Annotated in this window: 16 protein-coding genes; 10 read left to right on the top strand and 6 right to left on the bottom strand. The window is 41.4% G+C overall.

Annotated features, from left to right (window positions below; all coding sequences use genetic code 11):
• Nucleotides 1-81 precede the first annotated feature (81 nt).
• The gene (locus tag PSR9079_RS03145) at nucleotides 82-528 is read left to right on the top strand and encodes a tellurite resistance TerB family protein (protein ID WP_145242439.1); all 447 of its coding nucleotides are present in this window, start codon (nucleotides 82-84) and stop codon (nucleotides 526-528) included.
• A gap of 5 nt (nucleotides 529-533) precedes the next feature.
• On the opposite strand, the gene PSR9079_RS03150 is transcribed toward PSR9079_RS03145, so the two are convergent.
• On the bottom strand, nucleotides 534-1,103 hold the full coding sequence (locus PSR9079_RS03150; RefSeq protein ID WP_145242441.1) for an NADPH-dependent FMN reductase: 570 nt from the start codon (nucleotides 1,101-1,103) through the stop codon (nucleotides 534-536).
• Nucleotides 1,104-1,229: 126 nt separating this feature from the next.
• On the opposite strand from PSR9079_RS03150, the gene PSR9079_RS03155 reads away from it, so the two are divergent.
• A complete protein-coding gene (locus PSR9079_RS03155; RefSeq protein WP_145242443.1) occupies nucleotides 1,230-2,126 on the top strand; it encodes a LysR family transcriptional regulator in 897 nt (298 codons plus the stop codon).
• 83 nt (nucleotides 2,127-2,209) lie between these two features.
• On the opposite strand, the gene rsgA is transcribed toward PSR9079_RS03155, so the two are convergent.
• Entirely contained in the window at nucleotides 2,210-3,259 is a 1,050-nt protein-coding gene (gene rsgA, locus PSR9079_RS03160) for a ribosome small subunit-dependent GTPase A (RefSeq protein ID WP_149980415.1), read from the bottom strand.
• A 234-nt stretch (nucleotides 3,260-3,493) separates the two neighbouring features.
• Nucleotides 3,494-5,062, bottom strand: a complete 1,569-nt coding sequence (gene norR, locus PSR9079_RS03165) for a nitric oxide reductase transcriptional regulator NorR (protein ID WP_149980416.1) — start codon at nucleotides 5,060-5,062, stop codon at nucleotides 3,494-3,496.
• Nucleotides 5,063-5,228: 166 nt separating this feature from the next.
• Here norR and PSR9079_RS03170 point away from each other — a divergent pair, with 166 nt between their 5' ends.
• Nucleotides 5,229-6,461, top strand: a complete 1,233-nt coding sequence (locus PSR9079_RS03170) for an NnrS family protein (protein ID WP_149980417.1) — start codon at nucleotides 5,229-5,231, stop codon at nucleotides 6,459-6,461.
• Between the two features lie 10 nt (nucleotides 6,462-6,471).
• Nucleotides 6,472-7,653 (top strand): NO-inducible flavohemoprotein, encoded by a 1,182-nt coding sequence (gene hmpA, locus PSR9079_RS03175; protein ID WP_149980418.1) that lies wholly within the window; start codon nucleotides 6,472-6,474, stop codon nucleotides 7,651-7,653.
• A gap of 67 nt (nucleotides 7,654-7,720) precedes the next feature.
• Here the strand turns inward: hmpA and PSR9079_RS03180 are convergent, their stop codons facing one another.
• Together PSR9079_RS03180 and PSR9079_RS03185 are read right to left on the bottom strand one after the other, a co-directional pair.
• Nucleotides 7,721-8,374 (bottom strand): endonuclease, encoded by a 654-nt coding sequence (locus tag PSR9079_RS03180; protein ID WP_145242452.1) that lies wholly within the window; start codon nucleotides 8,372-8,374, stop codon nucleotides 7,721-7,723.
• Between the two features lie 112 nt (nucleotides 8,375-8,486).
• Nucleotides 8,487-9,203 carry a hypothetical protein gene (locus PSR9079_RS03185; RefSeq protein ID WP_149980419.1) on the bottom strand — a complete coding sequence of 239 codons (717 nt, stop codon included), beginning with the start codon at nucleotides 9,201-9,203 and terminating at the stop codon, nucleotides 8,487-8,489.
• Nucleotides 9,204-9,370: 167 nt separating this feature from the next.
• Here PSR9079_RS03185 and PSR9079_RS03190 point away from each other — a divergent pair, with 167 nt between their 5' ends.
• Nucleotides 9,371-9,751, top strand: coding sequence for a hypothetical protein (locus PSR9079_RS03190; protein ID WP_145242456.1), 381 nt, complete (start codon nucleotides 9,371-9,373; stop codon nucleotides 9,749-9,751).
• Here the strand turns inward: PSR9079_RS03190 and PSR9079_RS03195 are convergent.
• A complete protein-coding gene (locus PSR9079_RS03195; RefSeq protein WP_149980420.1) occupies nucleotides 9,748-10,191 on the bottom strand; it encodes a PaaI family thioesterase in 444 nt (147 codons plus the stop codon). The genes PSR9079_RS03190 and PSR9079_RS03195 overlap by 4 nt on opposite strands.
• A gap of 121 nt (nucleotides 10,192-10,312) precedes the next feature.
• Between PSR9079_RS03195 and PSR9079_RS03200 the strand changes: the two genes are divergently transcribed.
• The 5 genes from PSR9079_RS03200 to PSR9079_RS03220 all read left to right on the top strand — a co-directional run bounded on the left by PSR9079_RS03200 (nucleotide 10,313) and on the right by PSR9079_RS03220 (nucleotide 15,488).
• Nucleotides 10,313-11,107, top strand: a complete 795-nt coding sequence (locus PSR9079_RS03200; RefSeq protein WP_149980421.1) for a hypothetical protein — start codon at nucleotides 10,313-10,315, stop codon at nucleotides 11,105-11,107.
• A 74-nt stretch (nucleotides 11,108-11,181) separates the two neighbouring features.
• Entirely contained in the window at nucleotides 11,182-11,799 is a 618-nt protein-coding gene (gene lexA, locus PSR9079_RS03205) for a transcriptional repressor LexA (protein WP_145237778.1), read from the top strand.
• Nucleotides 11,800-12,220: 421 nt separating this feature from the next.
• Nucleotides 12,221-13,363 carry a cytochrome c oxidase subunit II gene (gene coxB / locus PSR9079_RS03210; protein ID WP_145237781.1) on the top strand — a complete coding sequence of 381 codons (1,143 nt, stop codon included), beginning with the start codon at nucleotides 12,221-12,223 and terminating at the stop codon, nucleotides 13,361-13,363.
• Nucleotides 13,363-14,961 (top strand): cytochrome c oxidase subunit I, encoded by a 1,599-nt coding sequence (gene ctaD, locus PSR9079_RS03215; protein ID WP_145237784.1) that lies wholly within the window; start codon nucleotides 13,363-13,365, stop codon nucleotides 14,959-14,961. The genes coxB and ctaD overlap by 1 nt, the downstream gene beginning before the upstream one ends.
• Complete coding sequence (locus PSR9079_RS03220; RefSeq protein WP_149980422.1) at nucleotides 14,961-15,488, top strand: cytochrome c oxidase assembly protein; 528 nt, start codon at nucleotides 14,961-14,963, stop codon at nucleotides 15,486-15,488. The genes ctaD and PSR9079_RS03220 overlap by 1 nt, the downstream gene beginning before the upstream one ends.
• Nucleotides 15,489-15,502: the final 14 nt, after the last annotated feature.

The following is a 15,502-nucleotide window of genomic DNA, read 5'->3' on the forward strand; positions in this document are numbered from 1 at the left end:
TTATTGTATTGAGCGCACTATTTAATTACAGTGATGCAACGAGTTATGCTGTAAGTCTAACACCCAAAAAGGGAAAATGTGATGTTCAAACAAATAAAACAACTATTTTCAGCTTTTGATGAGCAACCAGCTCAGCTGCAAGAGCATGATTTGAAAACGGCTGTAGCGGCATTATTGATTGAAGTCATGCGTGCTGATCGCGAGCAGCAAGACGATGAATTGAAAACGTTATCTCTGACTTTAAAAAAGTATTTTAATTTGAGTGATGAAGACGTTAGTGAGCTAATGCAAAGCGCAGGAAAAAGTTTGGATGACGCGATTGATTACTTTCAGTTTTCTAAACAAATTAATGATCAATGCAGCGCAGAGCAACGCATTGAAATTATAGAGCTGCTATGGCGCTTAGCGTATGCCGATGGTGAGTTAGATCCGCAAGAAGAGTATGTAATTCGCCGTGTTTCTAACTTGTTGTATGTCGCGCATGAGGATTTTATCGCTGCCAAGTTAGCAGCGACAAAGCTTTCTTAAGCGGTTTATTTATTTAATTTGCTGGCAACGCTGACGAGCTGCTGAGCAAGGCCTGCAATTCGTTCTGCTGTCACAGGGTCACTAATGCGGCCATTTTCATCAAGCAAAGTGTGAATTGCAGGTACGGCAAGTTGATCTGCCAATACCAAGCTGCCGATACCCGATAAAATATCGCGAACGTGGTTTAGACCACGCAAGCCACCTAAGCCTCCCGGTGATGAGGCGTATAAAGCCGTTACCTTGTTACGAAATGCTGGAACTGCGCCTTGCTCAGTACGTGATGCCCAATCAATGGCATTTTTTAGTACCGCCGTAATTGAACCGTTATATTCAGGGCTGGCAAGTAAGATGCCATCTGCAGCGCGTAGTTTGTCTTTTAATAACTGAGCTCCTACTGGTGTGCCTTGCGCTTCAACGTCTTCGTCAAACATGGGTAAGTTTAGATCTGCCAGTTTAATTACTTCAACTTCTGCACCGCTTTCTAATGCAAAGCGGGCTGCTTCATTGATCAATTTTTGGTTAAAGCTGTCTTTACGTAAGCTGCCTGCTAAGGCAATAATTTTTGGTGCTGTCATGGTGGTCGCCTTCAATAACGTAGTTGGGTTTGCCTGTTAACTACTTTAGCAAATATTTACTTGCAGAAAAGCCAAATAAACGCAAAACTTATGTGCATATACGCACACTTAAGGTTAAGGGCAGGTATGGCGATTCAATTTGATGACTGGCAAGATGTAAAAGTAGCCTATGAAGTTGCGCGGTTAGGAACGTTAACAGCGGCGGCTGAAAAGCTCAACGTCCATCACAGTACGGTACTTAGGCGCATTAATAACCTAGAGCAAAGTTTAAATGCACGTTTATTTCATCGTCATGCCCGGGGTTATAAAGTAACTGAGATTGGCGCTAAACTCTTTACAGCAGCGCAGTCTATTAATAGTGAACTTGAACGCTTACACAATGATATTATTGCCGCAGATAGTACTTTGCGTGGTAGTTTATTGCTTACAACGGTCAGTGGTTTTATTGATGTACTGAGTGATGTGTGTGAACAATTTCAAAGTTTACATCCGCAAGTGCAGCTGGAAGTGATACTTGATCAAAACCGGTTACGTCTTGATCACGGCCAAGCACATATAGCGGTACGCGCAGGTCCTCGTCCTGATGAAGGTGATTATATCGCCCAGCATTTGGCGCATTTGTCGTCAGGATTTTATGCATCAAAGCGTTATATTGATAAGCATGGCGTGCCAAAAAGTATTAAGCAATTGCCGTTGCATAATTTTGTTTCGGGGGTGGCCGGCTATAATGGCAAAGTGCCTTATTTTGTTTGGGTTGATGAAAATATACCAACTTCACAAGTGAAATTACGCGTGTCTGAAACCTCAGAGGCAACCCGTGCGATTGTTAAAGGCTTGGGAATTGGCGGGATGCAGCATGACGTGGCGGCGCAGTATGCTGATTTAGTACCAATACTAGCGGATGAACTGAGTTGGCCAACGGATTTATGGCTAGTAACCCATCACTTAGTGCACCGAACAGCTAAGGTACAGGCGTTCAGTCAGCTTTTAAAAGCGTATTTTAAGGAGCATAAGCTCGCGTAATTTAGCTGGTTAATCTTTCTATCAGCAAAAACGTGGCTAAACAGTATTTAGCCACGTTTTGTTTAACGACTGAGAAAAATTAATTAACGTCCTTTTAAATTACGCATGTCTGCTTGTACGTTACGATAAAACCGACCTAAGCTTCTATCTTGGCTACGTAATTGCGCAAGGCTCTGAGTATTGCGTTGCTGCTCTTTTAACAGTTTTTGATAATTAGTGATACGCCGCTGCGTTAATAAGCCTTTTTGTAACGCAGCTAGCACCTGACAACCGGGTTCTAGCTGATGACTACAATCGGCAAATCGACACTGCTGCGCCAGTTCACTTATATCGTTAAAAGTAAGCTCTACACCTTGTTGACAGTCACTTAGTTGCAGCTCTCGTATGCCGGGAGTATCGAGTAACAGCGCTCCTACGTTAAGAACATGCAATGCTCGATGAGTCGTGGTGTGGCGACCTTTGCTATCGTCCTCACGAATTGCACCAGTGTCACTTAGCTGCTGTTCACATAAGCTATTAACTAAGCTGGATTTACCTACACCCGAAGACCCAACAAAAGCTAATGTTTGACCTTTGCCGCACCATGGCATTAATTGCTCAACACTGCCACGCTCTAATGCATTAACAGACAGCACGGTTAAGTGATTATCAAGCGCAGTTAGTTGTGCTATATGTTGCTCTGGTTCTGCACATTGATCGCGTTTGGTCAGTACAACAACGGGTAAACACTCACTTTGATATGCTAACGCTAAGTAGCGCTCAAAGCGGCTTAGATTGAAATCTTGATTATGCGAGCTGACAATAAACAAAGTATCAATATTAGCGCCAATAAGCTGTTCACTTAATTTACTTCCCGCACTTTTGCGACTGAGCAATGTTAAGCGCTCAAGCAATCGGGTAAACAGCCAGTGTTCGTTGTGTTGCGTAAGTAATATCCAGTCACCCACAGTTAAGGGGGGATGATCTGAATTTACCAATACCTTGTGGCAACCCTGCTCACTCTGTACAACAAAGTGGTCGCGATGATAGGTAATGATCCGTGCAATCAGTGTGTGCTCTAAATCATTGAGCGTAAGTTGTTGTTGGAAAAATGCACGCCAACCCAGTTGGCTTAAACTTAAATTAGTATTCATATAACCCCATTACTGCAAAGAGTAAAAATAACAAAGGGGTTTGCTGTTAAATTTTAGCTATCAACAGCGCCCCGGCTAATGGCCGGGCAAAACTTAATATTAAAAAATAAAATTAAGCACTTACTTGCCCAGCAAGGGGGTTTAATACAATCATCAAATATCTCCTGTTTAGATGTTTATTGTGGTTTTACACCAGTTGGCACTATAGCCAAGTTTGGGTGTATAAAATACACATTAAATAGATTTTTTTACTGTAATACCGAGACGTTTGGCTAATCGCACTAAGTTAGCGCGATCAACTTTTAATGTTCGTGCTGCACTGGCCCAGTTGTAATTATGTTGTTCTAGCTGTTGGCTGATTAAATGCTGAGTAAATGTATCCGTTGCTTGTTTGAGCGAGAAATTTTGTTTATTTATGTTATTGTTATCGGCAGTTGTTAATGCGACAGGCGCTGGGTTATTTGTACTTAGGTTAAGTTCACAATGAGCAGGTTCAATAGTAATTATTGCTTGCTGCCACTGGCTTTGTTTGGCTTTTAATGCTGCACGGCTGATCACATGCTCAAGTTCTCGCACATTTCCCGGCCAGTCATATTGAGTGAGTAGTAGTTGCGTTTCGACGCTGAGTTTGAGTTGTTTGATAGCTAGCTTACGGGCTGTTCTTTCAACAAAGTAACCTGCAAGTAGAATTACATCGTTTTCGCGTTGTTTAAGTGGCGCAACGTTGAGCGGGTAAACACTTAACCGATGATATAAATCGGCTCGAAAACGCCCTTGAGCGACTTCGTTTTTTAAATGCCTGTTTGTAGCCGCAATAACCCTTACATCGACGTATTTTACTTCATCTTCGCCAACCGTTTGGATTTCACCACTTTGTAAGACGCGCAATAGTTTACTTTGCATGGCAAGTGGTAGTTCACCAATTTCATCTAAAAATAAGGTGCCACCATCAGCCAGCTGAAACTTGCCTTGACGTGCATTATGGGCGCCGGTAAATGCGCCTTTGGCGTGGCCAAAAAATTCACTTTCGGCGAGGTTCTCTGGTAATGATGCACAATTCAAGTGAATTAACGGCATTTCGCTACGCTTTGAATGAAGATGGATATTGCGTGCTACTAGCTCTTTACCTACCCCAGTATCACCTTGGATCAAGACACTAAACTCAGAAGCCGCCACTAGTTTTATATCGCTTCGAAGGGCTTGCATGGCCGTGCTTTGGCCGATGATCTCTGCACCATCGCGGGTAAGCGCTTCGCGGTTTAGCTCTTGCACTAAAGCGCTACTATGTTGCGCGTGGTTTTGATATTGCTGCAGTTTTAATACAGTTTGCAAATGCGCGGTGCAAAGCGTACCTAGTTGAGTAAATAGCTCAAGGTCAAAACTGTCGAATGCATTTGCATCGAGACTGTCGAGGGTGATCACACCGAGTAAGTTATCTTCGCTATCAAGTAGGGGGATGCCTAAGCAAGCATGAACAGGGATATCGCCAGTTTTGCTCGATAGTAAACCGTCGTACGGATCAGGAATTGGGCAATCATGGGCAAACTGTAATGGTTGCTTAGCGTTGCAAATGGCATGTAAACGTGGATGCTCGTTTATTACAAAGCGTCGTCCTAGGGTGTCAGGCGTCAGTCCATGAATAGCTTGTGGTTTTAACACATCGCCTTGTAAGGTAAGCAGTGCAATAGCGTCACTGGGTATTACTTGCTTGATACACTGAATTAACTGCTGAAAAGGCTGCTTTTGGTCGCTCACTTTAGCAAGCACAAGGGCGACATTAAGTAAGCTTTGTTTATCTGCCATGTCAAAATGACTCAAATGTGTTTTTATCTTATTTAAAGGTGAGTCATAAAGACTTTTTTGTCAATAGTAAAATAGTTAATATGTTGAATAATAAGCAGTTTAAATCTTGGCTCGGCTTGTGCAGTAGCGTGTTATAAATACCTAGATAGATGAGTCTAATACGCTGATGCGAGCAATCAATTTAACCGAACCAATGCCCAAAAAAGTGCGTTTTTATCAAGTCAGTCAATGGCCGTTATGGATGTTAGCATTTCGGCCCTACTTTTTAGGAGCTGGCTTGTTGGCCGTTTTGTCGATTAGTTATTGGTTACTCATTTTAACAGGCCATGCCAGATGGCAATTGACTATGCCAGCAACACTTTGGCATGCCCATGAAATGATGTTTGGCTTTGCAGGCGCTGTAGCTGTGGGGTTTTTATTAACCGCAGCACAAACTTGGACCGGGGTTGCGAGTATTAATGGTCGTAAATTGATGTTGCTAACCCTAGTGTGGCTAGCAGCTCGTGTTGCGTTTTTTATTACCAGTGCAGGTATTGAAAACTTTAGTTTATATGCGGTGTTATTGTTCCAATTGCTTTGGTGGTTAGGTGCAGTTATGGCGCTGGCTAATATGCTCCTTAAAGCTGGCAATAAAAATAACTACCAATTTTTACCGATGCTAAGCGCATTGTGTGTGCTCAATATTATTTATTTATGCTTAGCAATACAACAAAACATGCTACTTGCATTGGCAGTCGCCGATACCGCAGTACTAGTAATGACCTTACTTGTCGGTGTGGTGGCTGGGCGGGTATTACCTTTTTTTACTGCTCGTGGTCTTGGTTTAGCGGAGCAAGTGCGTACTCCTCGTTTAGATAAAGTGCTGCTTTACAGCTCATTGTTTGCTGTCGCGCTTTATTTTATCAGCCAATTATTTATAGCAAGCGTTAATCCTGGTTGGGCATTGGCTGTTGTTGCTGTAGTGCATTTAAGTCGCTCATTGTTGTGGTGGAATAATCAAATGCTCAAAGTACCACTGTTATGGTCGTTGCACTTCTCCTATCTAGCTCTTGGGCTTGGTTTAGTATTGCTTGCGCTGAGTTTTTACAGCTCGGTTATTTTGTTTAAAGACGCGCTGCATATGATCACTATAGGTACGATTGGCATGATGATCTTAGCGATGATGACGCGGGTATCTCATGGTCATACTGGCCGCCCTTTAACTATTCCTCACTTTATGGCTGTGGCGTTTGCTTTAGTGTTTATTGCAGCAATTATTCGTTCGTTATTACCTGTTGTTATTGGGCCACACATCGCATGGCAGCTGAGTGCTGTACTGTGGATCGTGGCATTTTTATTGTTCTTATTCCACTGTATTCCTATTTTAACGCGGCGTCGTGTTGATGGGCGTCGTGGTTAAAGGAAGTTGTATGTTATCTGATAAAACCATTGAAATAGTAAAAAGCACAGCGCCTTTATTGGCGCTGGCGGGCACCGTTGTCACGGAGCATTTTTATAACCGGCTGTTTAGTCATAACCCTGAGCTGCAGGATATTTTTAATATGGCCAATCAACGTAGTGGCCGTCAGCAATTTGCATTATTTAATGCCTTGGCTGCGTATGCGCAAAATATTGATAATTTAGCCGTATTAAAAGAGGCGCTGGCACGCATTAATCATAAGCATACCAGCATGCATATTTTACCTGAGCATTATCCAATTGTTGGCGGACACCTGATTGGCACTTTAAAAGAATTGATCCCTGAGCAATTTACAGCTGAAGTTGAATATGCATGGCGTGAGGCTTACGCACTACTTGCTGATATTTGTATTACCGAAGAAGCGGCACTATACGAGCACAGTAAAAATAACCACGGTGGCTGGTCGGGTACTAGAGCATTTGTTATTGCTAAAAAACAGCCTGAATCAGAGTTAGTAACCAGTTTTACTTTAGTGCCAGTCGATGGTAAAGCGGTAATGACTCATAAACCAGGGCAGTATTTAGGTATCAAAGTAAAACCAGCTTATGCACAGTATAGTGAGATACGCCAATACTCTATTTCTCAGCAAAGTAATGGTGAAAATTACCGTATTAGCGTGAAAAAAGAGTTATTGCCAGCAGCGGGGATTGTATCTAATTATTTGCACTCACTTGATGTGGGCAGCGTTGTGGAGCTTTATCCACCGGCTGGAGACTTCTTTTTACGCGCAAATAAAAAACCTGTGGTATTAATTTCTGCGGGCGTTGGTCAAACACCGATGCTGGCAATGCTACAAACATTATTATGTGATACATCGAATCAAGCGGTCACCTATTTACACGCCTGTGAAAATATCCTGCAGCATTCATTTAGTCAGTTTTTGGCGGAGCAAGCCGCGGCGCATACTCGATTAAATTACTACACTTGGTTTAATCAAGGTGGCGAGGGAGCTGAGTTTACTGGATTGATGAATGTCAGCGCTGTTGCTGAGCAGCTACCGCTTGAAGAAGGTGATTTCTACATCTGTGGCCCAACGGGGTTTATGGCTGCAATTAAACAGCAATTACTCGTATTAGGAGTCGCTGCTGAGCGTATTCACTACGAGGTGTTTGGCCCACATCAAGATCTTTAATGACGAAACTAAATGTAGGTTTTAAGTGAAAAGGCGCGAAATGCGCCTTTTTTATGGTTTTGGCTATTTAAAGTACAGCATTGCTATTTTTCGCTGCCAAAGCTTGGTTTTGCCATGCGGTAAATAATTTTTGTTGCTTGTCGGAAATTTTTAAACCATAGGTTTTTTGCATATAAAAATAAGCATCGGCAATGCGTTTTCGTGCATAAAAGGGCGGCTCTACCACACGCTGTTTAAAATCTACCTTTACTTGGCAGCGACCATATTGGCTTGCATTACCTGCAATCATGCCAAAGCTATAATTAGAGCGGTCTGCGTTTATTTCACCAATTGCCGGAGCGAGATTATTTATATCAGCTTCCATTTTCCGAAATTGCGCACTGACTTTAATGCAATTTTTTCGGCCGCCATCTTGCCAGCATTGTAGCTGGTGACCAAATTCCCATGCAGACACAATATGTTCCCACTCAATCCGAGTTGCGCGCGCATTTGGTTTGCCTGAACGAGTAACCGCATTGCGAGGCACATAACCACATGCATTTGGGTCGGGCACCAGTTTTTTACCTTGGCGTTTAATATTACAGCCACAATAGAGGCTGGTGGCGTTATCAGGAAGGGTTTTGATGAGGTGTTTTTTTGCGCTGTAAAAACTGGTGAATTGTTCTGCATAAAGGTTAAAACTCACACAACACAATACCAGCGCAATAATTAAATGCGGCATATCCAATCACTTTAGTGAACTACAGGAAGCGCTAGTTTAGAGCGATTATTCAAAAAGTAAATCGCTTAACTGTGTGATGTAGTGGGAATTTCAACTCATCTACAAGGTAAGGTTAGCTACTTGGGCGACGGGAAGTACGTTTTCTAAAACGGATATTCTGTAGTAATAAAATAAAGCCAGTTAAACAAAACAATATGCTACTGGCTGCAAAACTAATTAATAATGGGTTATTAAAATCTTCACGTTGATCATAGTCCATTATGTGTAACATCCAGAAAAAATCGAAAATTCGCCAAATTGTGCTGCGAACAGTAATAACTTGGCCGCTATCAGCGGATAAATATAGTGTGGTGTTAAACGTATCGTCAAAATTTACTTGCCAAATATTTTCTTTAAAGCCAACTTCGCGAGTACCTTTAGCTAGTTTGATCACGTCTGTTACTTGCGCATTAATTAATAGATGAGCTTGGGCATTGGCAATAATTTGCGCTTTACTCGGTGCTACCAAAGGACGGCCAGTAACTCCGTTAAAGCTGTACTCACCGTTACTGTTGCTCACAATAATGGTAGGGATTGTTAAAAAGTGACTATAACTAATTTGTCTTGGTTGAGTAATTTTTGCAACGATATTATCAACTGAGGCTAGATAATCAGCTTGTTTGAATGGGTTATTTAATTGCCGCGCAGCTAAATGTTTACCGTGAACTTTTTCAAGCGGTATAGCACTCATAATTAAACCACCGAGTAACCATGCAAAAATTTGTAGCGCTAATAAGTAACCTAACCATTTGTGAAACTTACGCGCATGTTTAAAAATGCGTTTATCCATAGTGACTACCTGTTTGTTATTAGTGCGGTATTCTATAAATTATATTGAGTTTGCCAATGTGGCAAATTGTCGCATCAACAAAATAAAACTAGCTACTCTAGATTTGGTATATACGCAAAATTAGGTTAAAGTTTGCGTTGTTATTAACGCAGGGTAAAAATGAAACAATGTCGGAAATTCAATTTTTAAATGTAGATCTAGAGCTTGAATCAAAGCAAGATATTAGTTTGTTAGTTGCAGACTTAAAAAAAAGTGCTGTGGTTTTGCATTACGATAAAGATGAGTACCGTCAACTAGCACGTATTGAGTCTAATGAAGACGTTATCTCACCAGATAAAGCGATTAACCACTTATGTGAGTTAATTGAATCTTGCTCACGCAATGCATTAAAGCAGTGGTTATCATGCTCAAAGCGCACCTTTGATATTGGCTTTGAATCAGGCACTTCGCCAAAATGCTTTAATCAAGCGCTCAGTGCCGATACTTTATTGCGTATTTCTGCTATTGGCGCAGGTATTGAAATTACAATTTATCCACTTTCAAGTTAGCCTTTTCGCTCTACAATTGCTGCGGTCATTCTTGATACGCAGCACAGTTCTCCACGACTATTGGTGATTTTTATTTCCCATACGGATGTACGCTTGCCTAAGTGTAGTGGTGTTGCTATCGCGGTTAATATACCATTACGTGATGCTTTTAGATGATTGGCATTGATCTCCTGGCCAACACAATAAAACTTTGTAAAATCAACAGCAAAGTTTGCAGCATAACTCGCCACCGTTTCTGCAAGTACAACATTTGCGCCGCCATGCACCATACCCATAGGGTTATGATGAGCTGGGATCGCGGGCATCGTTGCTACTAAATAATCATCGCCTATTTCACTTATTTCAATGCCCATGGTTTTCATCAATGTGCCTTGACCACTTATGCCGTCATCAAGTTGCTTACATTGTGCTAGGGTGATCGGTTGATACCAAATACTCATCTGTCTACCTCACTAAGTTATTTACTAAATCAGTCTACACTTTTAAACATTTTCCTACAGTTAAGATCATAAAAATAGATAAAATGTACCTATATTATCTAACTGTTAATGGATCTTAAGGATGAAAGTAAAGGTATTTGGATGTGGTGCAATATTATTAATGAGCCTTGTTGCTCAGCCGCAGGCTGTTGCTAGTACCCAACATCAACTCGATATTGGTTTTACCGATTTAGCTGGTTTAGATGAATCTTTTTTAGGCGCACGGTATCGATATTTTGCGCAAGATCTTGAATCGTTGACTGGTCCATACGAGCTAAAAGCGTATTTAAATCAAGTCAATAATTATGCTATTGGTGGGTTTGCTAATGATGATTTTAGCTATTTAAATGCCGATGCTGCCATCTATGGTCCCGCAGGATTAGTTATTAGTGCCAGCGCGCAGCGCCTCTGTGAAGATAATAGCTATTGGCAAAATACTGATTATTTAGTGAGTGCCGCTGTTGGTAAGCAAATGAATGAGCAGTTACAACTAGGGTTCAATGTATATTACAGTCGCTTAGAGCGCCATGATATGTGGTTTGGCAAAGATAATGAAAGAGTCGCGGTTGAATGGACTTATGCTCCTTATGTTCGTTGGACAAATATAGTTAGCAATCAAGGTTGGGATTTAGAGCTAAAGCAATTGGCAGGGCGTTATCGTTATGTGCAGGGGCAGGCGGTTTATTATGTAAATCAAGCATGGTCAGTGGGAGTCGTTGCTAATATTCGTAATCAGAAAAATCTAAAAGACAACTATGAACTGCAAACGCAATATTGGTTTAATCAACATGTAGCATTAAAGTTTGGTCTTGGATCTGCGCTAGATTCTGGAAGTGGTTTAAATAGTATGAGCTTGTTATTAACGGCGCGATTTTAAGCCAATTTATATTTGCGATTTTCAGATAACTGTATATACTCACAGTTAAATGTACTGTATGGAAAACCAGTTGTATGCGCCCATTAACGAATCGCCAAGCTCAAATTCTCGAACTTATTAAAGTTTTTATTAAAGATACCGGTATGCCGCCAACCCGTGCTGAGATTGCGCAAACGTTAGGTTTTAAAAGTGCTAATGCAGCGGAAGAACATTTAAAGGCATTAGCGAAAAAGGGCGTTATTAAAATGAAGCCCGGTGCTAGTCGAGGTATTCAGTTAGTTGAAGAGGATGAGCCGGAACAACTTGGTTTACCTCTAATAGGCAGAGTTGCCGCTGGTGAGCCTATTTTGGCAGAGCAGCATGTTGAAAGTCATTGCAAAATAGATCCACTCTTGTTTAAACCGGCTGCTGATTTTTTACTGCGTGTGCAAGGCATGAGTATGAAAGACATTGGTATTATGGATGGCGACTTATTGGCAGTACACAGCACTCAAGTTGCTGAAAATGGCCAAGTGGTGGTTGCCCGTGTTGATGACGATGTAACAGTAAAACGCCTTGAAAAAGCAGGTAAAAAAGTTTTTTTACATGCTGAAAATGATGAATTTTCACCGATTGAAGTGGATCTTGAACATGAATCTTTCAATATTGAAGGGTTAGCTGTTGGGGTGATCCGCAACGCTGATTGGATGTAAATTTTTTGATCTATATTTCGCACCAAATTGGGGAAGTTTGGTGCATTTAATTTTTTACCGCTTTAATGGCTAGATTTTATACTTAGCTATAGCGTCCTAAGCCCTATCAAATCTACTTGTCAGCTACTTTTAGCCCTCTAATATTATCCCTAATTACAAAATAACGCGCTGATTTTTAGCTGTTATTTATGCACCAAAAAAGAATTTAATTGCTCTTAAAACTTGCTAATTGTTCATTTTTTAACTAATTGGTTAATACACTGTGTTAACAGCTACTTTAAAAGTCTAACAATTTTGCTCAATAGCATAATTTAGGGTTGCGTTAATATTCAGTAACAATAAAAAATAACGAATTGGCGCGAATAAAGCTGTGCCGCCTTTTCGCTTTGCGTTTTGCAATAGCATTTAAAGGAGCCGTCACATGGGTAAATTGAGCTCTACCTTGTGGCTTATATTGTTTGTTCTACCGCAGCAAGTATTGGCTAATAGCCAGTTTAATATGCGTAAGGGCGTAACAGATATAAGTAATGATGTTTATCAGCTGCACATGACAATATTTATTATATGTTGTGTGATTGGGGTCATAGTGTTCGCCGTGATGTTTTGGGCACTGATCCACCACCGTAAATCTAAAGGGGCAAAACCAGCCCAATTTCATGAAAGTACTAAAGTTGAAATCCTTTGGACGGCAATCCCGTTTGTGATTTTAATTGGTATGGCAATTCCTGCGACAAAAACTTTGATTGCAATGGAAGATGCTAGTAAAGCTGATCTCACGATTAAAATTACTGGTTCTCAATGGAAATGGCATTATGAGTACATGGGTGAAGATGTTGAGTTTTATTCAATGCTTGCTACACCTCAAGATGAAATAACTAATCTTGCAAATAAAAACCCTAATTACCTGCTTGAAGTTGATAAACCTTTGGTGTTGCCAATTAATCAAAAAGTACGATTTTTAATGACCTCAGACGACGTTATTCATTCTTGGTGGGTGCCTGATTTTGCAGTGAAAAAAGATGCTAACCCTGGGTTTATCAATGAAACTTGGACCAGAATTAATGAAGAGGGCATTTATCGAGGGCAATGTGCAGAACTATGCGGAAAGGATCATGGCTTTATGCCTGTGGTGGTTGAAGCTAAATCTGAGCAAGCATTTGCAAACTGGCTGAGCGAAGCTAAGCAGGCAAAAGCAAACGCTGCAATTGCTGATGCTGCATTATTAGATCAAACATTACCAAAAGAAGAATTAATGACACTCGGCGAGCAAGTCTATATGGCCAGTTGCGCTGCGTGTCACCAACCAACAGGTATGGGCTTACCGGGGGTTTTCCCTGCGCTCAAAGGCAGTCCGGTAGTATTAGGAGATATTAAAGATCATATTGATGTCGTGCTTCATGGTCGCCCAGGTACCGCTATGCAAGCATTTGACAAGCAGTTATCAATCAAGCAGCTAGCAGCTGTGATCACCTATAAGCGTAATGCATGGGGCAATGACACTGGGGATGTAATTCAACCGAGTCAGATACAAGCCGCGATTGATGCAACTTCGGAGGCTAAATAATGAGTAGCGTAACAGAGCAACAACATGATCAAGCTGCACACCATGATGGACATCATCATCCTGCGAAAGGTTTTAAACGCTGGCTTTATACTACTAACCATAAAGATATCGGTAGCTTATATTTAATTTTTTCGTTGACGATGTTTTTAATTGGTGGCGCCATGGCGATGGTGATCCGCGCAGAGTTATTTCAACCTGGCTTACAGTTAGTAGAGCCTCACTTTTTCAATCAAATGACCACAGTACATGGCTTGATCATGGTATTTGGTGCCGTTATGCCGGCCTTTACAGGATTGGCTAACTGGATGGTACCACTCATGATTGGCGCACCAGATATGGCATTACCACGGATGAATAATTGGAGCTTTTGGATTTTACCTTTTGCTTTTATTATTTTACTGGCATCCCTGTTTATGCCAGGTGGTGGCCCGGCATTTGGCTGGACTTTTTATGCACCACTGTCAACAACTTACAGTAACGATAATACCGCATTATTTGTTTTTGCTATTCACATCATGGGTATTAGCTCAATTATGGGCGCAATCAATGTGATTGTAACTATCGTTAATTTACGTGCGCCAGGTATGACTTGGATGAAGCTGCCGCTGTTTGTGTGGACATGGCTTATCACCGCTTTTTTATTGATTGCTGTGATGCCGGTATTGGCCGGTGCTGTGACTATGGTATTGACTGATAAGTATTTTGCAACCAGCTTTTTTGATGCTGCTGGGGGCGGTGATCCGGTGATGTTCCAGCACATATTTTGGTTTTTTGGTCACCCTGAAGTGTACATTATGATACTGCCAGCCTTTGGCATTATCTCGACTATAGTGCCGACCTTTTCACGTAAAAAATTATTTGGTTATGCCTCTATGGTATATGCCACATCTTCGATTGCTTTACTGAGCTTTATAGTTTGGGCGCATCATATGTTTACCACAGGTATGCCTGTCGCTGGCGAATTATTTTTTATGTATGCAACTATGCTGATATCGGTGCCAACTGGGGTCAAAGTATTTAACTGGGTAGCCACCATGTGGCGTGGTTCGATTAGTTTTGAAGTGCCTATGTTATTTAGTATTGCGTTTATTGTGTTATTCACTTTAGGTGGTTTCTCTGGGTTGATGCTGGCGATTACTCCTGCTGATTTTCAATACCATGATACTTATTTTGTGGTGGCGCACTTTCATTATGTGTTAGTGACTGGGGCGATATTTTCAATTATGGCCGGGGCGTATTATTGGCTGCCAAAATGGACGGGAAATATGTTCAATATCACCTTGGCTAAATGGCATTTTTGGTTGTCTTTAGTGAGCGTGAATGTATTGTTTTTCCCTATGCACTTTGTTGGTTTGGCCGGTATGCCGCGCCGGATTCCTGACTACGCACTGCAATTTGCAGACTTTAACGCGATTATTAGTATTGGTGGCTTTGCTTTTGGTTTATCACAATTGTTATTTGTGGTTGTAGTATTTAAGTGTGCACGAGGCGGCGATAAAGTGCCCGCCAAAGTGTGGGATGGTGCTGAGGGTTTGGAATGGGAGGTGGCATCGCCTGCGCCTTATCATACTTTTGAAACGCCACCGGAGATTAAGTAATGAGTCATGCACCACTGCTTAAGCGCTTAGTTTTAATATGTCTTGGCATGTTCGCTTTTGCGTTTGCTTTGGTGCCGTTGTACGACGTTTTTTGTGATGTAACAGGCCTTAATGGTAAGCCTTCGTTAGAGCAAGCAAAGCAAAGTACGAGTGTTAATGAGGCACGAGAAATCGACGTAAGCTTCACAACTCATGCGCAAAGTGGAGCGCCATTTGAGGTGCAATCACATGAGTATAGTGTGGTAGTAAAGCCCGGAGCTATGCGCGAAGTGCTGTTTAGAGCAAAAAATACCAGTAATGAAGATAAAGTTATGCAAGCGGTACCGTCGGTGTCTCCAGGCAAAGCAGCTAAGTATTTGCATAAAATGGCTTGCTTTTGTTTCGATCAACAACCTTTGAAAGCAGGTGAAGAAGTGGAATTTAAACTGCTTTTTTATGTTGATACGCAATTACCTGAAGATGTTGAAGAGTTAACTTTGTCTTATACCGTGTTTGATATTAGCGGGCAGATAGTGGCTAGTAATTAGGTTGCCAAGCTAAT

It is taken from the genome of Pseudoalteromonas rhizosphaerae (assembly GCF_902498845.1).
GTDB lineage: Bacteria > Pseudomonadota > Gammaproteobacteria > Enterobacterales > Alteromonadaceae > Pseudoalteromonas > Pseudoalteromonas rhizosphaerae.